This window comes from Bacteroidia bacterium, from assembly GCA_039924845.1.
Classification (GTDB): domain Bacteria; phylum Bacteroidota; class Bacteroidia; order DATLTG01; family DATLTG01; genus DATLTG01.
Genome location: JBDTAC010000028.1, coordinates 1 through 21348, shown reverse-complemented (window position 1 = coordinate 21348; position 21348 = coordinate 1). Strand labels below are relative to the sequence as shown.

19 protein-coding genes and 3 tRNA genes are annotated in these 21348 nt (G+C 35.9%); 7 read left to right on the top strand and 15 right to left on the bottom strand.

Translation table 11 applies throughout. The features are described from left to right. Window positions 1–30 precede the first annotated feature (30 nt). The 7 genes from ABIZ51_03285 to ABIZ51_03255 all read right to left on the bottom strand — a co-directional run bounded on the left by ABIZ51_03285 (window position 31) and on the right by ABIZ51_03255 (window position 5232). Window positions 31–618: a cytochrome c oxidase subunit 3 gene (locus tag ABIZ51_03285; protein MEO7087799.1), complete on the bottom strand. Its 588-nt coding sequence runs from the start codon at window positions 616–618 to the stop codon at window positions 31–33. A 9-nt stretch (window positions 619–627) separates the two neighbouring features. Then, a complete protein-coding gene (gene cyoE, locus ABIZ51_03280) occupies window positions 628–1536 on the bottom strand; it encodes a heme o synthase (protein ID MEO7087798.1) in 909 nt (302 codons plus the stop codon). Between the two features lie 176 nt (window positions 1537–1712). Beyond that, on the bottom strand, window positions 1713–2387 hold the full coding sequence (locus ABIZ51_03275; GenBank protein MEO7087797.1) for an outer membrane beta-barrel protein: 675 nt from the start codon (window positions 2385–2387) through the stop codon (window positions 1713–1715). Window positions 2388–2390: 3 nt separating this feature from the next. After that, window positions 2391–3269 (bottom strand): ACP S-malonyltransferase, encoded by an 879-nt coding sequence (gene fabD, locus ABIZ51_03270; GenBank protein ID MEO7087796.1) that lies wholly within the window; start codon window positions 3267–3269, stop codon window positions 2391–2393. A 101-nt stretch (window positions 3270–3370) separates the two neighbouring features. Beyond that, complete coding sequence (locus tag ABIZ51_03265; GenBank protein ID MEO7087795.1) at window positions 3371–4099, bottom strand: Bax inhibitor-1/YccA family protein; 729 nt, start codon at window positions 4097–4099, stop codon at window positions 3371–3373. Between the two features lie 69 nt (window positions 4100–4168). Next, window positions 4169–4768 carry a GTP cyclohydrolase I FolE gene (gene folE / locus ABIZ51_03260; GenBank protein MEO7087794.1) on the bottom strand — a complete coding sequence of 200 codons (600 nt, stop codon included), beginning with the start codon at window positions 4766–4768 and terminating at the stop codon, window positions 4169–4171. Window positions 4769–4818: 50 nt separating this feature from the next. Continuing rightward, window positions 4819–5232 carry a 6-carboxytetrahydropterin synthase gene (locus ABIZ51_03255; protein MEO7087793.1) on the bottom strand — a complete coding sequence of 138 codons (414 nt, stop codon included), beginning with the start codon at window positions 5230–5232 and terminating at the stop codon, window positions 4819–4821. Between the two features lie 299 nt (window positions 5233–5531). Between ABIZ51_03255 and ABIZ51_03250 the strand changes: the two genes are divergently transcribed. The 7 genes from ABIZ51_03250 (at window position 5532) to ABIZ51_03220 (ending at window position 11151) form a co-directional block, all read left to right on the top strand. Beyond that, the gene (locus ABIZ51_03250) at window positions 5532–6725 is read left to right on the top strand and encodes a pyridoxal phosphate-dependent aminotransferase (GenBank protein MEO7087792.1); all 1194 of its coding nucleotides are present in this window, start codon (window positions 5532–5534) and stop codon (window positions 6723–6725) included. A 15-nt stretch (window positions 6726–6740) separates the two neighbouring features. After that, window positions 6741–7742: a bifunctional ADP-heptose synthase gene (locus ABIZ51_03245; protein ID MEO7087791.1), complete on the top strand. Its 1002-nt coding sequence runs from the start codon at window positions 6741–6743 to the stop codon at window positions 7740–7742. Between the two features lie 13 nt (window positions 7743–7755). After that, window positions 7756–8484 (top strand): bifunctional demethylmenaquinone methyltransferase/2-methoxy-6-polyprenyl-1,4-benzoquinol methylase UbiE, encoded by a 729-nt coding sequence (gene ubiE / locus ABIZ51_03240; protein ID MEO7087790.1) that lies wholly within the window; start codon window positions 7756–7758, stop codon window positions 8482–8484. A 59-nt stretch (window positions 8485–8543) separates the two neighbouring features. Further along, window positions 8544–9263, top strand: coding sequence for a porin family protein (locus ABIZ51_03235; protein ID MEO7087789.1), 720 nt, complete (start codon window positions 8544–8546; stop codon window positions 9261–9263). Window positions 9264–9275: 12 nt separating this feature from the next. After that, window positions 9276–10841, top strand: a complete 1566-nt coding sequence (locus ABIZ51_03230) for an FAD-dependent protein (GenBank protein ID MEO7087788.1) — start codon at window positions 9276–9278, stop codon at window positions 10839–10841. 77 nt (window positions 10842–10918) lie between these two features. Continuing rightward, window positions 10919–10993, top strand: a tRNA-Pro gene (locus tag ABIZ51_03225). 84 nt (window positions 10994–11077) lie between these two features. Further along, a tRNA-Arg gene (locus ABIZ51_03220) sits at window positions 11078–11151 on the top strand. A 224-nt stretch (window positions 11152–11375) separates the two neighbouring features. On the opposite strand, the gene ABIZ51_03215 is transcribed toward ABIZ51_03220, so the two are convergent. From ABIZ51_03215 to mtaB, 8 genes are all read right to left on the bottom strand, one after another. Further along, complete coding sequence (locus ABIZ51_03215) at window positions 11376–12227, bottom strand: hypothetical protein (GenBank protein MEO7087787.1); 852 nt, start codon at window positions 12225–12227, stop codon at window positions 11376–11378. 403 nt (window positions 12228–12630) lie between these two features. Next, on the bottom strand, window positions 12631–13335 hold the full coding sequence (locus ABIZ51_03210) for a hypothetical protein (GenBank protein MEO7087786.1): 705 nt from the start codon (window positions 13333–13335) through the stop codon (window positions 12631–12633). Window positions 13336–13501: 166 nt separating this feature from the next. Beyond that, window positions 13502–13575: transfer RNA gene (locus ABIZ51_03205), tRNA-Asp, on the bottom strand. A gap of 144 nt (window positions 13576–13719) precedes the next feature. After that, the gene (locus ABIZ51_03200; GenBank protein MEO7087785.1) at window positions 13720–14658 is read right to left on the bottom strand and encodes a DUF58 domain-containing protein; all 939 of its coding nucleotides are present in this window, start codon (window positions 14656–14658) and stop codon (window positions 13720–13722) included. 77 nt (window positions 14659–14735) lie between these two features. Continuing rightward, window positions 14736–15056: a thioredoxin gene (gene trxA / locus ABIZ51_03195; GenBank protein ID MEO7087784.1), complete on the bottom strand. Its 321-nt coding sequence runs from the start codon at window positions 15054–15056 to the stop codon at window positions 14736–14738. Between the two features lie 120 nt (window positions 15057–15176). Continuing rightward, window positions 15177–18764 (bottom strand): DNA polymerase III subunit alpha, encoded by a 3588-nt coding sequence (dnaE, locus tag ABIZ51_03190; protein ID MEO7087783.1) that lies wholly within the window; start codon window positions 18762–18764, stop codon window positions 15177–15179. A gap of 144 nt (window positions 18765–18908) precedes the next feature. Beyond that, window positions 18909–20081, bottom strand: a complete 1173-nt coding sequence (locus ABIZ51_03185; protein MEO7087782.1) for a prolipoprotein diacylglyceryl transferase family protein — start codon at window positions 20079–20081, stop codon at window positions 18909–18911. Between the two features lie 10 nt (window positions 20082–20091). After that, the coding region (gene mtaB / locus ABIZ51_03180) for a tRNA (N(6)-L-threonylcarbamoyladenosine(37)-C(2))-methylthiotransferase MtaB (protein ID MEO7087781.1) at window positions 20092–21348 on the bottom strand (1257 nt) is incomplete at its 5' end.

The window sequence follows — 21348 nt, the reverse complement described above, 5'->3', positions numbered from 1 at the left end:
AATTAATTTTTGGTAAAATTTTTTGCAAGTTTAACGAATAAAATACAAAAACAGAAATAAATATACCCAAAGTGCATCTAAAAAATGCCAATAGATGGCACACAACTTTAAACCCAGCATATTTTCAGCACTGTATCTATTCAATAAAGATTTAGTTAGCACCACAATTAGGCAGATAAGTCCGCCAATTAAATGCAATAAATGCAATCCGGTTAATACATATAAAAAAGAACCAGCGGCGTTGCTTTTTACGCCTGTAAAAAATATATTGTTGGCGATTAAAATATGCCACGCTGCAAATTGTGAAAACGTAAATGCGATACCGAGTAAAAAAGTAATTCCAATGGCAATTTTTAATTTTTGTAATTGATTTTGTTTTGCGGCCATTACTGCCCAATTCATGGTGGCGCTGCTGGTTAAAATAATAGCAGTACTTAGCCAAAATAAACTTGGTAATTCAAAATGCAACCAACTGCCACTCATTTGGCGGATAACGTAACCGCTGGTGAGTCCGGCAAAAAGCATGATAATACTCACAATACCCAGCCACATAAGGGCTTTCATTGCTTTTTCTTTTAATGCTTTTTCTTCTGTTTCCAAAGGTAGTGTAGCTTCCATTTCAAAAAATTATTTTCCAAACATAATTGCTAATTGTACTAAGGGTAAATAGGCAAACGATCCGAACATTAATTGTTTCGCTGCTTTTACACTGCATTCTTTGTATAAATTATACGCTTGCCACAAAAATAAAATTCCGCAAATTAAAATAACAATTCCCGAAATAGTTCCTGAGAGACGAAAAAATACAGGCGTTAAACTTATCGGCAACAAAAATAAGGTATAAACCAATACCTGAAACGCGCTGCTTTTATCTCTTCCGCCAGAAGGCAACATTAAAAAGCCTGCCTTTTTATAATCGTCGTCCAATACCCAGGCAATTGCCCAAAAATGGGGGAATTGCCACATAAATTGCACGAAAAAAAGTATCCATGCGTAAAATCCTATTTCTCCGAAACCTGTTGTTGTTGCAACGTAACCAAGCATTGGAGGAATAGCTCCCGGAAAGGCGCCAACAAAAACGGCAAAAGGTGTTTTGCGTTTCATCGGCGTATATACTACCGTGTATAAAATCAATGCCAATGCGCCCAAAATGCCGCTCATCGGATTCATATAAACCCATAAAATAATAATCCCAGCAATTCCCATTATGGAGGCGATGCAAACAGCTTCGGTAACACTCATGCGGTTTTGCGGCAGCGGGCGATTAGACGTGCGTGCCATTAATTTATCTAAATCGCGTTCGATAATTTGATTGAAACCATTGGAAGAACCTGTTACTAAAAATCCACCAAGAATAAGTAAACCTAAATTTGTCCAATTAAGCGGAATGTCTGCGGCGTGGCACCCAATTACAAATCCTAAAGCTGCTGAAAAAACAACCAAGGAAGCCAAACGCAATTTCATAAAATGAGCGTAATCAACTATTTTGCTTGTAAAAGTTGTTTCTTTTTCCAACGGATATGTCTTATCTGCCAACAAATTGTGTAGTAATCGTAAAACGAGATTGCAATTTTACCAAAAAATTACGAATAGCAGAACAGAAAATTATTTTTCTATCTAAAATAAATTGTTGAAAAGCTTTCTTTTTAGTTGATTTTAGTAATAAAATCAATGTCAAAAACAGTTCAAAAAATTATTTTTTTGAAGCGCTTTTAAGTGATGGAATGTACGGCAGGGCAAGAATTTTTTTTGTGGATAAGCAGGTATTTTAATCCGATTTTTAATTCGAAAGCCTTATTTTTAATGTAAAAATTTGAATTGTAAGCGCGCGTCAAATCGGGATTGTAAAAGGCTTCCGTAAAAAATTTCAATTGTCCATAACTCACAAATTCGATGCCGGCACCTACAGCCCAACTTACGTGAAGTGCACTAAAACCGCCGATGACATTCGGAAAAACTTGCGCTTGTTTTGATAAAGCATATTCCATTCGCGGACCAATCAAAACATAAGGAATGATGCGAAATAACTCGTAACGAATTTTTAGATAATTATTAAAGGAAAGATAATTGATGCCATTTTCATAAGTATGTACGCGATGCAAGGTATCTGTAATCTGCTCTTCCACACCTTTTTGATTGTATTCGAATTCTGTTTCCCAACGAAAAATATCGTCGTTAAAAAATTCCGCGAAAATACTTCCGTTGTAACGAAGTCGGTATTTCTCAATAGTAGCAGGTTCTTCGACACTCCACTTTTGAGTGGAGTACGTGATTCCTCCTGTAATGCCAATACTGTTTAAAATTTGTGCATTGGAAGAAACACTGAAAATCAGTCCGAAGAAAATCGTTAAAAAAAAGTATCCAAAAAAATATTTTTTCGTCGTCATTTTTTATGCGCTAAAAACTTCCATTTCACGATTTACTTTTTTTACCAAACCTTGCAATACTTTGCCAGGACCGACTTCTGTAAAAGAAGATGCTCCGTCTTTTATCATTTGTTCCATTGTTTGCGTCCAACGCACCGGAGCGGTAAGTTGCGCAATTAAATTGAGTTTAATTGTATCCGGATTTGTTTCCGCCTTTGCCGTAACGTTTTGATAAATCGGACAAATCGGAGTATGAAACAAAGTGGCGTGAATAGCTGCTTCCAACTCTATACGTGCAGGTTCCATTAATGGTGAATGAAATGCACCACCAACAGGTAAAACCAATGTACGCTTTGCTCCTGCCGCTTTTAATTTTTCGCAAGCTTCGTTAATTCCTTTCAAAGAGCCTGAAATAACAAGCTGTCCCGGACAATTATAATTTGCAGGAACGACAACTTCATCTGTAATTTCGGCACAAATTTTTTCAGCAATGGAATCATCCAATCCTAAAATTGCCGCCATAGTAGAAGGTGTTTTTTCGCAAGCTTTTTGCATCGCCAAGGCGCGTTTCGAAACCAAAATTAAAGCGGATTCAAAATCCAAAGTTTTGTTCGCAACAAGCGCAGAAAATTCGCCTAAAGAATGTCCGGCGACCAATTCTGGTTTAAAATTTTCGCCCAAAGTTTTAGCGAGAATAACAGAATGCAAAAAGATGGCAGGCTGTGTTACTTTGGTTTGTTTTAACTCTTCTTCGCTTCCGCTGAACATGGTATCCGTAATACGAAATCCAAGAATTTGATTAGCAGATTCGAATAATTTTTTTGCCAATTCGGAACTTTCGTAAAGTTCTTTTCCCATGCCTGAAAATTGAGAACCTTGTCCGGGAAAAATAAATGCCTTCATAAAAATATTTTTTTGAATTTAATAATTGTAAATATCCGTAAAAATAAAAAAGGAAACGATTGAACATTTCCTTTTTTATTCACAAATTATTTTTGAAAAAATTATTTTCTACCTCCGAATATTCTCAACAATGCCAAAAACAAGTTGATAAAATCCAAATACAAACTTAATGCTCCGAAGATGGCTAATTTAGCGGCTGAATCGGTTCCGTTTTCGACAGTTGAACCGATTTTTTTCAATTTCTGAACATCATAAGCAGTTAATCCGGTAAAAATTAAAACGGCTAAAAAGCTGATGAGATAATCCATTCCAGAACTTTTCATAAATATATTTACCACACTTGCGATAATAATTCCGATTAATCCCATAAACATTAATGAGCCAAATTTTGTTAAATCCGTGCTGGTAGTATATCCTACAATGCCCATCAAACCAAACATTCCAGCCGAAACAAAAAAGATAGAAGCAATGGACGCTCCAGTATAAGCTAAGAAAATAAAACTTAAACTCATGCCCATTAATATGGAAAATGCGATGAATAAAAGCAGTAAAACTGGATAAGAAAGTTTATTAATGCCAAACGACATCAACAAAACAAAACCAATGGGTGCAAACATAACAATGTACCCGAGCGGTGTCATTCCTGTATTAGTTATTAGCATTTGCAATAGCGATGCGCTGTGTCCGAAAAGATAAGCCACCACGCCTGTTGTAACGAGTGCAAAAAACATCCAAGAAAATACACTTGCCAAAAATGTTTTCGACATAGCTCCTGATTCTATCGGAGCTGGCTCGGAAATGTTGAAATTAAATCCTGAATTCGTATCCATTATTTTATTTTTTTAAGGGTTTGAAAAAATATTTTTTCGAATTGTTTTTACGATACAAAAGTACAATTTTTAATGCAATTTAGAACCAATTAAGCTGATAAATTCTTTTCGAGTAGGATCTTTTAAAAATTCACCCGTAAATGCAGAAGTGGTAGTAACGGAATTTTGTTTTTGGATGCCGCGCATTTGCATACACAAATGCGAACACTCAATAACCACAGCTACTCCGAGCGGTTTTAATGTTTCCTGAATGCAATCTCTGATTTCGGTTGTCAAACGTTCTTGCACTTGTAATCGTCTGGCGAAAGCATCCACCACACGCGGAATTTTACTCAATCCTACAATGTGTCCGTTGGGAATATAAGCTACGTGCGCCTTTCCGAAGAAAGGTAAAATATGATGTTCGCACAAAGAATACACTTCAATGTCTTTCACAATTACCATTTGCTGGTATTTATCAGTAAACATAGCAGACTTTAATATGTCAGCCGGATTTAAACAATGTCCGCTTGTCAAAAATTGGATTGCTTTTGCAGCTCTTTCAGGCGTTTTTAGCAAACCTTCGCGCGAAGCATCTTCACCGATTGTTTCAATAACTGATTTATAATTGTCCGCCAATTTTAAGGTTTTTGGAACATCGTATTCATCCAATTTCTTATATCCGCTCATCTATTTATCTTCTAAAAAGAGTGTTTGAAAAAATATTTTTTCGAGTGTATTTATTTCCCGAAATATTCTACGTAATTATTTTCTGTTTCGTGCAATTTTACGCAATGCAACTTACAGCCTAATTTATTAATGGGAGTTTCTAATTGTTCCCAAATGGCAATGGAAATATTTTCGGTAGTTGCCATTTTATTTTTCATAAAAGACACATCCAAATTTACATTTTTATGATCCATCACATCCACCACGTATTTTTTTATAATTGTGCTCAATTGTTTTAAATCCGCTACAAATCCGGTCTCTTTATCCGGATCACCTTTGACGGTAACAAAAAGTGTATAATTATGTCCGTGCCAATTCGGATTAGCACATTTTCCGAATATTTCGATGTTTTTTTCATCGTCCCAATTCGGATTGAAAACCTTGTGGGCGGCATTAAAATGCTCTCTGCGTGTGATGTAAACCATAGTTAAAAAATTGGCTGCAAATATAAGAGGAAATAATAATATAAATCCTTTTTATTTTACAGATTTTTTTTGAAAAAAAACCGACTCTTCACAGAAAAAATCATTTGTATCTTCACGAAAACTTATTTTTTTGAAAGGCTTTTCTTTTAACATTTTTTGAGTTTGAAAAATTATTTTTTTGAAGACGTAAATGTCATGATGAAGTCGATTGGTACATCTGCACATCTTTAAACTTTTAAATCAATTTTTCATTTCCTATACATTTTTAGTAGCTTTGCCGAGCAAAAAACGCAGCGTGTATGAATAAACTTTCCGACAGAATTAACAGCTTGTCTGAATCGCAAACCATTGCCATGGCAAGGAAAAGTCGCGAATTGATTGCGCAAGGCATTGATATTATCAGTTTAAGTTTAGGCGAACCTGATTTTACCACTCCGCAACCAATAAAAGATGCAGCCAAAAAAGCGATTGATGATAATTTCAGTTATTACACGCATGTTTCGGGCTATTTAGAGTTGCGCGAAGCCATCGCTAAAAAATTTAAACGCGATAATAATTTGGAGTATACCGCCGATGAAATTGTGGTTTCTACCGGCGCCAAACAATCCATCGCCAATGTGGTGTTAAGCCTTATAAATCCAGGTGATGAAGTATTAATTCCCGTTCCCTATTGGGTGAGTTATTTAGAGATTATCAAATTAGCCGAAGGAAAAACGGTGCTTATTCCTGCTTCCATTGCTACTAATTTTAAAGTAAATGCTGCACAAATTGCCGCAGCCATTACGCCCAAAACACGCTTAATGATTTTTAGTACGCCCTGTAATCCAACAGGAACGGTATATACAAGAGATGAATTGAAAGCGATTGCTGAAGTAATTGTGCAACATCCGGACGTGTACATTATTTCGGATGAAATTTACGAACACATTAATTTCGTTGGCAAACACGAAAGTATGGCACAATTTGATTTCATCAAAGACCGAGTGATTACTGTAAACGGAGCTTCAAAAGGTTTCGCGATGACGGGCTGGAGAGTGGGTTATATTGGCGCACCAAAATGGATTGCGCAAGCCTGTGATAAAATGCAAGGACAAATTACTTCTGCTACGTGTTCCATCGCTCAAAAAGCCGTTCACAAAGCAGTTGAACTGGATCCTTCCATTACTTTTCCGATGCGCGATGCCTTTAAAAAGCGCAGAGATATTGTGTTGGAAAAGATGAACGAAATTCCGGGATTTAAAACCAATTTACCCGATGGTGCTTTTTATGTTTTTCCAGAAGTAAGTTATTATTTCGGAAAAAAAAATGGAACATTTATCGTAAACAACGGCACCGATTTGTGTTTTTATTTATTGGAAAAAGCCCACGTAGCCATCGTTCCTGGTGCCGCTTTCGGCGATGATAACCATGTGCGATTTTCCTATGCTGCTTCCGAAGAAAAATTAATCGAAGCCTTAAAAAGAATGAAACAAGCTCTTTCAGAACTCATCTAAAAAAATATTTTTCCATTGACAACACACGCACTCAACAGTCTTTTCGATTCCTTTGATGATTTGAACGTACTCATCATCGGAGATGTGATGATTGATTCCTATTTATGGGGAAAAGTTAATCGTATTTCGCCGGAAGCTCCCGTTCCGGTCGTTACCATTCAAAAGAAAGAACATCGCTTGGGAGGCGCAGCCAACGTGGCTTTGAACGTACAAGCCTTGGGCGCAACGCCTATTTTATGTTCGGTAATTGGCGTGGATGCACAAGGACAATTGTTTCTTGATTTATTGAAAAAGCAAAAATTAAGTCCGAAAGGAATTTTAAAAAGTAGAAATCGTATTACCACTGTAAAAACAAGAGTTTTAGGTAACAATCACCAATTATTACGAATTGATGAAGAGATAGAATCAAACATCAGCAGCGTGGAAACCGAACAATTACTTTTCCGGATTTCCTATTTAATCATTCACGAGAAAATTGATGTTATTATTTTTGAAGATTACGACAAAGGCTTGATAACAGCCGATTTGATTAGCGAAATTGTACGCATCGCGAAACAAAAAAATATTCCTACAGTAGTAGATCCGAAGAAAAAAAATTTCCATCATTACAAAGGAGTTTCTTTGTTTAAGCCCAATTTGAAAGAATTAAAAGAAGGTTTAAAAAACGATTTCAATCATTCGAATATCAAAGAATTAAAAAAAATCGTAGATCAATTTCGTGCCAAACAAAAAATTGACACTGCACTTATTACCCTTTCGGAGCAAGGAATTTACGTCAATAATAAAAAAACAAAAAAACTAATTCCCGCTCATATCCGCAACATTGCAGATGTTTCGGGTGCTGGCGATACTGTTATCAGCGTTGCGGCACTTTGCGCAGCGATGGATCAAGATGTGGAAACCGTAGCAACTCTTTCCAACCTCGCAGGCGGTTTGGTGTGTGAGCGCGTAGGCGTTGTGCCGATTGATAAAAAACAATTATTGAAAGAAGCCATTATTTTGTTCTCCGAAAAATAATTTTTCAAACACCATGAACGCAGTCGTTACGCCTTACAAAAACAGTGAATCTGGAAAGAAAGAACAAGTAGCACAAATGTTTAATGCCATTGCGCCGCGTTACGATTTCCTGAACAACTTGTTATCATTGGGCATTCATATTTTATGGCGAAAAAAAGCGATTCGTTTATTGAAAAAAAAATCGCCGAAACGGATATTAGATATTGCAACCGGTACAGCTGATTTTGCTATTGAAGCAACGCGTTTACATCCTGAAAAAATAATCGGAATTGATATTTCCGAAAGTATGTTGAAATTCGGAAAAGAAAAAATTACGAAAAAAAAATTAACAGATTTAATTGATTTACAATTAGGAGATTCTGAAAATTTAATTTTTGAAGATGCTTATTTTGATGCAATTACAGTAGGTTTTGGCGTTCGTAATTTTGAAAATTTAGAAAAAGGATTGAGTGAAATTTACCGCGTTTTACAAAAGGACGGAATGTTTGTGGTGCTTGAATTTTCAAAACCTACAGCATTTCCAATAAAACAATTGTATGAATTTTATTTTTTGAAAATTTGTCCGCTGTTGGGAAAATATTTTTCGAAAGACAAAGCAGCGTACAATTATTTGCCCGAATCGGTAAATGCTTTTCCTGCTGGAAATGCTTTTTTAGAAATCATGCAAAAAATAGGTTTTAAAAACACCTTGTGTTACCCATTGAGTAAAGGAATTGCTTCTATTTATGTTGGAGAAAAATAAGGAGCTAAAATATTATCTGTTTTTCTACGTTACACAAGCTAATTTTAGTGAATAAAAAATTGAATTTCCAAAAAATAATTTTTCTTATTGGTATTTGTTGCATCAGCGGAACGCTGATGGCACAGGGCGATCCGCATGGTGTCGAAAATTTGCCGAAATACGAGAACGAAGTATTACACTTCGGATTTAGTTTGGCTGCTAATTCCACCAATTTTATTATTCAAGAAGCCAATATGCCCAGTAATGATTCTGTCCGTTCCGTGCTTGCATCGCCTGAATTGGGCTTTAATCTCGGCATCATTTCGGATGTGCGTTTGCAACGTTATTTGACCATTCGCTTTTTACCAGATTTGTCTTTTTCACAGCGCGATTTAACCTATCAAATAGATGGAAAAAAAGATACTCTTCAATGGGTAAAAAAGGTAGCTTCTACTTTTTTGGATTTTCCGATTGATTTAAAATTACGATCTGCTCGGTATCAAAACGCTTCCGCGTATATTCTGGGCGGTTTTAAATACATTATTGATTTGGCTTCACAGCGAAATGCCACGAATACTGAAGATCCTCGGACACAAATTGTAAAATTGGTAAAACCCGATTGGGGCTACGAATTTGGCGCTGGCGTTGAATTTTATTTACCTTATTTTAAATTCGGAATTGAAGGGAAATTATCTACTGGAATTAACAATGTTTTGGTTAATGATCATACTGTTTTTTCCAATTCCATTGAGCAACTCAAATCCAAAGTTTTCCTACTTTCTTTTACTTTTGAAGGCTGATTTTATTCGAAAATGATTCAAGAAATTAATATTGTCCTTTCTCCTCGCGAAGCAGACGATGAAAGCATTCTGAAAAAAAAAATTTCGGAAGACACCGGTTTCGACCTCGAACAAATAAGTGGGTATAAAATATTAAAACGCTCTATCGACGCGCGTTCTCGAAACATTAAAATCCAACTTAAATTAGAAGCTTATATTCAAGAACCGCTTCCCGAAAAAAAAATTTTCAAAACGGATTATCCCGATGTATCGGGAAAAGAAAGCGTATTAATTGCTGGAGCCGGTCCAGCTGGACTTTTTGCCGCTTTGCGCTTGATCGAACTCGGTAAAAAACCCGTTATCATTGAACGCGGAAAAAATGTAAAAGATCGCCGCCGCGATTTAGCCGCGATTCACAAACAACACATCGTACATCCCGATTCCAATTATTGTTTTGGAGAAGGCGGCGCTGGTACGTATTCTGACGGAAAATTATATACGCGTTCCACCAAGAGAGGCGATGTTTCTAGGATTTTAGACATTTTTGTAGCACACGGCGCCAACGAAGATATTTTAGTCAATGCGCATCCGCACATCGGCACCAATAAGCTTCCGAACATCATCGCAGCCATGCGCGAAACGATTTTAAAAGCAGGTGGCGAAATTCATTTTAATACACGTATCACCGATTTCATTTTGAAAAATAATTTTTTCAAAGGCATTCAAACGCTTTGTGGAAAAGAGTTTTTGGCAGATAAAATTATTTTAGCAACCGGACATTCCGCCAGAGATATTTTTGAAATCTTGCATCGAAAAAATATTTTTTTGGAAGCAAAACCTTTCGCGATGGGCGTTCGTGTGGAACATCCGCAAAGTCTAATTGATTCTATTCAATACCATTGTTCGGAAGAAGAAGTAGAAAAAACGCGTACGCATTTGCCAGCAGCGCCTTACAGCCTTGTAGCGCAAGCCGGCGGAAAAGGCGTTTATTCGTTTTGCATGTGTCCAGGTGGAATTATTGCGCCTTGCGCCACAGCGCCAGAACAAGTAGTAACCAATGGTTGGTCGCCTTCCAAACGCAACAATCCTTTTGCGAATTCAGGCTTAGTAGTGAGCATTGACGTATCCGATTTAAAAAAGTACAGCGAACACGGTGCTCTGGCAGGAATGTATTATCAACAAGAATTGGAAAAAATGGCTTTTGAAGCAGGTGGAAAAACACAAACGGCTCCAGCACAACGTTTAATGGATTTCATTCAGAAAAAAAATTCTGCAACACTTCCAATTTGCTCGTATCAACCGGGAATAAAATCAGCTTCTTTACACGAATTATTACCTCATTCCATCAGCTCAGCTTTACAAGAAGGATTAAAAATATTCGGACAAAAAATGCCGCGCTATTTAACCAACGAAGCCGTTATTGTAGGCGTAGAAACCAGAACCTCATCGCCTGTAAAAATTCCGCGCGATAAAGAAACACTCGAACATCCTCAAATAAAAGGATTTTACCCTTGCGGAGAAGGCGCAGGCTATGCAGGAGGAATTATTTCCGCTGCCATTGACGGCGAAAAATGCGCTGAAGCGATTTCCAGAAAATAAAGGTTTTGCATTATTAGATTTATGTGCTACATTTGCGCCCGCATTTAGGCGATTAATTTTGTTTTATTGTATAAGTTCGGGGCGTAGCGTAGTCCGGTCATCGCGCCTGGTTTGGGACCAGGAGGTCGCAAGTTCGAATCTTGCCGCCCCGACAACACTTTTAGCTAATTCGTAAATGAGTTGATTTGAAAATTATTTTTTCAAATTTTTGTTTGCACGATTAGCTATATTTTTTTGGTTCCGTAGCTCAGTTGGATAGAGCAACTGCCTTCTAAGCAGTAGGTCAAGCGTTCGAATCGCTTCGGAATCACTACTCAAATGCACCACTTACCGACTTTAAGATTGTAGTCATTTTTTATTTGCATACAATTTGCATACAAACAGGCATCTAAAAGTTTTGTTTGAGATTCAATCTTTTCACAGAGCTTATAGAACCTAAAAACATAAACGGTTTATGGTCGTTTTCTATATGACAACTTTCATCGCAATATATGTTGAAGGTTTTACTCATTGGCAATACACTTGTTGGGCGTGTTAAATTTCTTCGTCAAAAATGTCAAATCCTTTTGGTATTCGCCTATTTAAAAATCTTATTCCAATATACATGTACAAAATTCCAACTAAAACAAAAATCTTCGCTATAAATAGAGTTGAATCAATTTTTTTGTCAATATTATTAATGGTATTGAAGTCCAAAAAGTAAGGTAAAAAGATTAAAATAGCTCCAGTAAAAATAGATGCCCATCCCATAATTTTCAAATTTGTACGACTTTTGAAATTAGAGCCTTTATTTGGTTGAAATAATAAATTAAGAAATGGAAGTCTGAAAGTGAGTAACCCTTTTCTAATAACCTCTTTTACTGATTTAATAGACCCTTCTAATTTCACGTCACTACTAAAATTTCCAGTATAAGCTATTTGAACAACTATACCTTCCTCAAAATCAAAGAAATCAAATTGTATTAAAACTGATTTCTTGTCTTCTTCAATTTTTATTTTAAAATCATTTGCAACATTTTTTTGAAATATAATTTCAGCATCGAGAATATCAAATTTATTCTTCACTGTAATTCTTAAAGGATTTATATGCGCTATATCTGTATATTCAATTGTATCCCTGCCATCATTCCAGATAGCAATTTTAGTTATTGATAGGTTCTCAATTTTTTTTCCGGAATATAAAATTTCTACAGTCTCGATTTTTTTAATGCTTTCACGAATGAGATTTATAGTTCTAACAATATAAATCGGTATTTTAGTTTTTTTGCTTTTAAAATAGAAATAAAAACTAAAAATTATTCCTAAAATAGCCAATATTAAGAATACAAAATTTAATATTGGGTTTCCGCTAAACCAGTTATTAATATTATTAAGCAACTCTTGCATTTTGGTTTTGAATTAATTACGCCCAACTTGTATATTGGTCTGACAAAATGAAACCTATATAACCGTTTTTGAGTAGATAGGTTTGAATAGAATCAGGCTTAGACGGAATCAAATATATCGTTTTTTCATAAATCACCAAATTGAGAATTAATGTTTTGTAAATTCATTGTATTAATATGGGTGATGGGACAATTAATATTTTTCGGGAAGGGTATATTTATAACAACACTGAATAGGAGCAAATTGACAAAGTATTTCTTGGATTGGATAAAACATCAGTAAACAACTCAAGTTTTAAATTTTTTAAATATTCTAATTCCGTATCGAAGGATATTTTTGCAAATATTTGGCAAAAGAAAAGCCTCCCTATTGGAAGGCTTTTCAAAACAAAAATATTTTTTACTTATAAGTTAAATGCTAAACCAAGAGTACTTGTTACTAATCCTATTGGCATAGTTGATTTAGTTGTATAAGTTTTGGTGTAGTTGAAAGATGTACCTGATTGGTATGTGCCTATTTGTGCATCTGAATATCCTGCGTAGCAAATGCTTGCGCCAGTATAAGCTACGTTAAAAGTTAATCCAATTTTATCGCTTAAATTATATTTTAAACCAGCTCCTAATTGGTAACCAAAGCCGATTCCTCCATTACCGCTTACTGTTTCAGTATCAAAATAACCATTAATAGTTTCAGTAGGCATATTGGCTGTAACAAGTCCAACTAAAACGCGAATATTTACTTTTAATTTATTGCTTGCAGGTAGAGAAAGAAATGGACCTGCCAAATATTGACCTACATTATAACCTTTTGATGTAAAAGTTTCATCATAATTTGCAAGTCTATTCTCCGACATAAAAGTGGCATTATCAAAGGAATTCATATTCTCGCCAATGTAAACCATCCCGCCAATATTACCTGAAAATAAATAACTAGCTGTTACATCAAAATGGAATCCTGTTTGTGCATACATTCCGTAATTTCCCGTTCCCATTGGCAATGCAGCGCCAGCCGAAACACCAAGTGTAAATTTGTTGCCGTTGTTACTGTTATCTGCTTTGGAAGTATAAATAATACATAAAGCTACCACTAATGTGAGAATTTTTTTCATGTTTTTAGACTGTTGGTTTAATAATCTATATGATAAAGATATAAAAAAACGCAAACTGTTAACAGTAAATAATATTGTATGTAAAGGAATTGTAAAACTTCGTTGTCCCCTTAAAAATAAAAAGCCCCATAAGTATAAACTTACAGGGCTTTTTCCTTTTAATAAGCGGTCCGGACGGGACTCGAACCCGCGACCCCGTGCGTGACAGGCACGTATTCTAACCAGCTGAACTACCGAACCAAAATTCTTTAAAGAACCAACCTTTAATTAAAAGGAGTGCGAAAATAGTTTATTTTTAATTCTCTGCAAAATTAATTCGTAAACTAATTGGATTATTCTTTGAAAAATTATTTTTTGGAAGCCCTTTTTTTAGTGCTACAAAAATTATTGCATTCTTGTCCTTTTCAGGAGATAGGGAAGTAAAACTTGCTCAAAACCCTTGCTAATATCGGCTTCTACAAAATCAATGTGGTATTGACCGCAGCGTAACATCAATTCTTTTTTATATGCCGCCAACGTTTTAACATAATTTTCCTTTACTTTATTGGGATGCACTTTAATATTTTCGCCTGTTTCAACATCAATAAAACTATACGGGCGGTTTTCAAATTCAAAATCAATTTCCGTTGATTTATCCACCACGTGAAATAAAACAACTTCGTGTTTATTGTGTTTTAAATGTTGCAAAGCCTGAAAAACGTTTTCGTTCTGATCTTTTGAATCCATCATATCGCTAAAAATAATTACCAATGAGCGCTTGTGAATGGATTCTGCAATTTGATGGATGGCGCTGGCAGCAAAGGTGTTTTTGCGTTGCGGTATTTTTGCCTCTTCAAAAATTAATTTTTCGAGTTCTTGAAAAAGAATTTTATAATGTACCGGACTTGATTTTGCTGCGGTGTGCTGCTCCATCGTTTCCGAAAAAACACTTAAACCAACAGCATCGCGCTGTTTGCGCAATAAATAAGTGAGTGCGGCAGCGCAATAAACCGAAAATTTTAGCTTGTTGAAAAAATCCTTTTTTCCCTTTTCTGGCAAAGGATATAGCATCGAAGTAGAATTGTCAATCAGGATTTGACAACGTAAATTGGTTTCTTCTTCGTAGCGTTTTACAAATAATTTATCAGTTTTTCCGAATAATTTCCAGTCGATGTGTTTGGTGGATTCGCCTTTATTATACAAACGATGTTCGGCAAATTCAACCGAAAATCCGTGAAAAGGACTTTTATGCAAACCTGTCATAAAGCCTTCCACAACTTGTTTGGCGATTAATTCGAGGTGCGAGAAATGTTGTACTTTTTGATAATCAATTTTGTTTTCCAAAAGCGTTTGATTAGCAATTTTTGGATGAAGAAAAAACGTCTGACAATTTATTTTTAATCGTCAGACGTAGAAATAATTTATTTCAATTGTGCGTCAATTTTACCCGCAAGCACTGATTTTGGAACGGCTCCAACTTGTTTGTCCACAACTTGTCCGTTTTTAAAAAACAAAATTGTTGGAATGTTACGTATTCCGAATTGTGCGGAAATGTTGGGATTGCTGTCCACATCTACTTTTCCGACTACTGCTTTTCCTTCGTAATCTTTTGCTAATTCAGCCACTACGGGACCAACCATGCGGCAAGGTCCGCACCATTCTGCCCAAAAGTCTACCAATACTGGTTTGTCTGATTTCATCACCAACTGTTCGAAGTTGGCATCTGTGAGTTCTAAAGCCATTTTATGTTTTTTTAGTTTGTAAATTTATTGTTTGAAAAATTATTTTTTTGAAGGTGATAATCTGTCTTCTTAAATCAAAGTCTTTGCCAAAAAAAATGTTGAGCCAAATTGTCAGTTTTATTAATTTAAACGGTAATTCAATTCCGAAATTTCGTCTAATTTTTTGATTAGTTCATTAGTGATGTCAATTTTTATTTTTTTAGAAGGCATTTCAATGGAAATATTTTCCGCTTTATCGTACACCACAAATCTCACGTTGCATTTTCCTTTCTTTTCAGAATCAAAAAGTGTTTCCATTTGATGGATAAAATTATCTGATAAATCGTTTAAAGACAATTGAAAGGTAATACTTTTTAGCATTTTATCCTTAATTTCATTGAGTAATTGAATGGAACTGATTTTAAATTCCAATTGCTCGGAATTATTCCAACGTTGTTCCACTTTTCCTTTTACAAACACAAATGCTTCGTTTACTAAAAACGAACGAACGTTTAAATATTCTTTTGAAAATACAGCAAAATCGTGCGTCGAATCGTAATCTTCCAAGCTAAATGTGCCGAACATATTTCCAGTTTTTGTGGTTTTATGTTGTGCATTTCCGATGATGCCTGCGATGCAAATTTCTTTTCCGTTTTTAAGTTTTTGCAAATCTGCCAAATCTGCCATTTTATGGGTACAAAAACTCATTTCTAATTTATAATCATCCAAAGGATGCCCAGAAATATAAAAACCAATTACTTCTTTCTCCGCTTTCAAGGACTGAATATTTCCCCAAGGTTCGCAAATCGGAATAATCGGTTCTGGAATTTGTGTTTCTACCGCATCGCCGAAAAGGCTGTTTTGATTGCTATTTTGAGAATCTTGAAAAGCAATTCCGTAGCGAATTATTTTTTCTAAAAAAGTAGTGTTGTCTTTTTCAACAACAAAATATTGCGAACGATAAATATTCGGAAAGGAATCCAATCCGCCTGCATAGGCAAGACTTTCGAACGTTTTTTTATTGGCAGATCTCAAATTAACTCTTCGCACTAAATCAAAAATATCTTTATAAGCTCCATTTTTGCGTTCTTCTACTAAGGCTTCTACGGCGCCTTCTCCAACACCTTTCACAGCACCTAATCCAAACCGAATTTCTCCTTTTTTGTTCACTGCAAAACGATAATGGCTTTCGTTTACATCAGGTCCTAACACTGGTATTCCCATGCGTTTGGATTCCTCCATGAAAAACGTGATTTTGTCAATATTGCTTAAGTTGTGCGTGAGAACCGCCGCCATGTATTCCGCCGCATAATGCGCTTTTAAATACGCTGTTTGAAACGATACCAAGGCATAACACGTGGAATGTGATTTATTGAACGCGTACTGCGCAAAGGCTTCCCAATCCACCCAAATTTTTTCGCAAATTTTTGAATTTAATCCATTTTTAGAAGAGCCTTCGATAAATTTGTTGCGCATTTTATCGAGCGTGGCTTTGTCTTTTTTTCCCATCGCTTTACGCAACACATCGGCATCGCCTTTTGTAAAGCCACCTAATTTTTGGGAAAGCAACATCACTTGTTCCTGATAAACCGTAATTCCGTAGGTTTCTTTGAGGTGTTCTTCCATTTCTGGAAGATCGTACGAAACGGCTTCTTTACCATTTTTACGCGCAATAAAATTCGGAATGTATTCGATGGGTCCGGGACGATACAAGGCATTCATCGCAATTAAATCTTCGAATTTATCAGGTTTTAAATCCTTCAAATGTTTTTGCATTCCTGCAGATTCAAACTGAAAGGTAGCGTTGGTTTCGCCGCGCTGATAGAGCTCCAACGTTTTTTTATCATCTAAAGGAATCGTATCTAAATCAATCGTGATGTCGTGATTTTGTTTAATCAATACCAAGGCATCTCGCATAATAGTCAGCGTTTTCAAACCTAAAAAATCCATTTTGATAACGCCGGCATCTTCAATTACTTTTCCGTCGTATTGAGTGATAAGCAAATTGGTTTCTTTAGATGTAGCAACTGGAATAATCTCACTTAAATCTTTCGGAGCGATGATAATTCCTGCTGCATGAATACCTGTTCCGCGTACCGAACCTTCCAGTATTAATGCTTCTTTCAACACGCGCGCTTGCAAATCCGTGCCTTTATGAATGGCGCGTAATTTTTTTACATTTTCAAGATCATCTCCATTCAAACCTTCTTTTTCTTTCAAACTTTTTTCGCCGTCGATAGGAGCGAGGAGCACTCTTTGTAATTCAATTCCTGGTCTGTCTGGAACTAATTTTGCTAAAATATTGGCTTCTTGTAATGGTAAATCCATTACGCGAGAAACGTCTTTGATGCTCATTTTCGCCGCCATTGTACCGTACGTTACAATTTGGGCTACTTGATTTTTTCCGTATTTTTCAACTACATAATCAATTACTTTTTGTCTGCCTTCATCATCAAAATCAGTATCAATATCGGGCATTGATTTTCGATCAGGATTTAAAAAACGTTCGAAAAGTAAATTGTATTTAATCGGATCAATATTGGTAATTTCAATACAATATGCTACAGCAGATCCAGCAGCAGAACCTCTTCCTGGACCAATAAGGACACCCAGATCACGACCTGCTTTAATGAAATCTGCTACGATTAAAAAGTAACCCGCAAAGCCCATTGTTTTTACGGTGAAAAGCTCAAAATTTAATCGTTCCTCAATTTCAGGAGTTAATTCTTTGTAACGTTTTTTTGCACCTTCAAAAGTGAGGTATTTCAAATATTCATCTTGCGATACAAAACCTTCCGGAATTTTAAAATGCGGCAAAAGGATGTCCTGCTTGAGTTTCAGCGGACTTATTTTATCAACTATTTCATTGGTATTGTCAATCGCTTCCGGCAAATCGCTGAATAATTGCGACATTTCACCAGTTGTCTTGAAATAAAATTGATCGTTGTAAAACGCAAAACGCTTGTCTTTTGCAAACGTATCATCGTCCGAAAACTCTTTCATGGTGGGCGTACTCTGCTTTTCGCCGGTATTGATACAGAGTAAAATATCGTGCGCATTAAAATCTTCGCGATCCACATAATGCGAATCGTTGGAAGCAATAATTTTAACGTTGTGTTTTTTTGCCAAATTCAACAACGTTACATTTACTTTATTTTGTTCCGGAATATCGTGTCGCTGAATTTCCACGTAATAATCTTCACCAAAAATATCAAGCCACCATTTGAATTCTTCTTCTCCTTCTTGTTCGCCTTTTTTCAAAATTGTTTTCGGAACAGAAGCGCCGATGCAGCAAGTGGTTGCAATTAAACCTTTGTGGTATTTCAAAATTAATTCTTTGTCAATACGCGGATATTTCCCGTACAAACCTTCCATATAACCGAGCGAACAGAGCTTTGTTAAATTGCGGTAACCCTCGGCATCCTTGGCAAGCAGCAGTTGATGGTAACGTACATCTTTATCGTCTTTTGTAAATTGCTTTTTATGACGATCCTTCACAACGTAAAACTCACAACCAACAATTGCCTTTATTTTATCAGGGTTTTCGGGTGTGTTGTGTTTCCCTGCTTCCGCTACAAATTTAAACGCACCAAACATATTTCCGTGATCCGTAATGGCGATAGCGCGCATATTATCGCTTACTGCTTTTTTGTATAAAGCAGAAATCCCTGCGGCTCCGTCAAGCAGTGAAAATTGAGTGTGTACGTGTAAGTGCGAAAATGAAGGCATCAAAAAAATAATTTTTCAAACATAGTAAATTTACTCCATTTTGAAGGATTTTAAACGGATGTTGATAAAATAAATTATTACCGCTTGATTTCTAATTGAGAAGAAATTATTAACATCGAAAAAATAATTTTTCGAATGTGTTTTTTAGGCTTCTGAAAATTTATTTTTTGAATATTTTTTAGACAAATAAATTATTCCGATTATTCCGACAAGAAAAAATAGCGGCGAAATTAATTGTGCTTGCGTAATTCCATGTCCGAAAATAATGTATTTCGTGTTTACGCGTATCAATTCAATCAGAAAGCGTTCCATTCCATTAACCATCAAATACACACAAAAAAGTACGCCCGGAACTTTTATTTTTTTTCGGATTGACCAAAGAAAAAAGAAAAGTAAAAGTGCCATCGTGGTTTCGTAAAAAGGTGTCGGAAACACTGGATTTGCGAGTTGCATACAATGATCGCCCACGCATCCTGGAATCGGAATTCCCACATCATTTACGTTATGCGGATAATGATACGTCCACATCCAATCGGGCAAAAAGCTGAGTGCATGCGGTTTTGGTGCTAAATTGTCAATTCCCCAATCACCATCTCCCGCAACCTGACAGCCAATGCGACCAATGCCATACGACAATATAAGTGAAGGTGCGCAAGCATCCACCACGTGCAATAATTTCAAACCTTTTTTATGCGCATACAACAACACAAAAAAAGTTCCGAAAATCAATCCGCCGTATATGGTTAAGCCACTAAACGAAATAAGTGAAGCGATTGGATCGCGCAAAAAATCACCCCAATTTTCTAAACTGTTAAATATTTTTGCGCCTGCAATTCCTGAAATAGCTGCGATAAGCGTCATGTTCCCTACTTCCTGAAAAGGATGAACAGTTTCTTCTACCCAAACAGGTTCCGGCAATTTTTCTTTTTCTTTCTCGTAATATTTTAAATAAGCAGAAATAATTCCGCCGATAATTGCGCCTAAAAGATTCCCTTTTAAAGAAAGTAAATAACCTTGTGTATCTTCTGTAAATGCTGAAAAATTTAAGGCAACATAAAGCAATTTATATCCAACAATAAATCCCAGAAAAAAGGAAACAATTAATTCAGAAGTTTTTACTTTTTCTCCTTTTAAAACGCGAACAATATTTGGTTTTACCAAACCTTCTTTTTCTTTTCGCTTTAATTCTTCGGCGAAAAAATAAGCTGCCAAAATAAATGCAAGCGCTACAAAAAAGCCGAAACTTTTTATCATTTCGAGCGGTGCAAAATGAATTCCGAAAAGGTCTGCAAAAAGATCGTAAAGAGATGGATACATATTTGTTTTTTTAATGAATAGAAACGGGAATCATTTCAGGAATATCAATCAGTACAGCTCCATCCGAATCAATAGAAGAAAGCGTTATTTTTTTTATTGTATTGATGAGAACTGCATCAAACGGATGTTTTATTTTCACATAATTTTCAGTAAATCCATACATAAAACCGTTTTTATTTTCGGCTTCAAACAAAACAGAGAATTGTTTTCCAATTTGCTGTTCGTAAAAATAATGTTGCTTTTTAGCCGACAAAATTCGTAGCATTTTATTGCGTTGTTTCCGAACAGAAATAGGCACGGTTTCTTTTATTTCGAGCGCATCCGTATTGTCTCTTTCGGAATACGTAAAAACGTGTAAATAGGAAATATCTAAGTCGTTTAAAAAATTATACGTTTCCATAAAATGCTCGTCTGTTTCACCTGGAAAGCCAACAATAACGTCTACTCCAATACAACAATGCGGCATCAAGGATTTTATTTTTCGAACACGTTCTACATACAATTCGCGCAAATAACGGCGACGCATTTTTTTTAAAATTTCGTTGGATCCAGATTGTAAAGGAATGTGAAAATGCGGTACAAAATGTTTGGACGAAGCCACCAATTCAATAATCTCATCTTTCAATAAATTGGGTTCGATAGATGAAATTCGAATGCGTTCAAGTCCTTCAATTTTATCTAATTCTTTTGCTAAATCAAAAAAACATTTTTGCGTCGTTGAAAAATTATTTTTTCCGAAGTCGCCAATGTTTACGCCCGTTAAAACGATTTCTTTCACACCATGTTTTGCAATTTCTTGCGCATTTTTCAATACATTTTCAATACTATCGCTACGACTGCTGCCGCGCGCCAAAGGAATGGTGCAAAAAGAACAACTGTAATCGCAACCGTCTTGCACTTTCAAAAAAGAGCGCGTCCGATCACCAACAGAATAAGCCCCTTTGAAGGAATCTACTTCATTTATATCACAAGAATAAATAGCTGCAATCTCTTTTTTATCAATGTTATCAAGATATTTCAGCGCATTAAATTTTTCGGAAGCGCCCAACACCAAATCTACACCTCGCATTTTTGCTACTTGTTCGGGTTTTAATTGCGCGTAACAGCCCGTAACTACAATAAATGCATCGGGAGATTGAGCCAAAGCCGAATTCACAATTTGGCGGCATTCACGATCTGCATTTTCAGTTACAGAACACGTATTAATCACATACACATCCGCAGATTCTTTAAAATCAACCTTTTTGTAACCATTTTGCTGGAAATC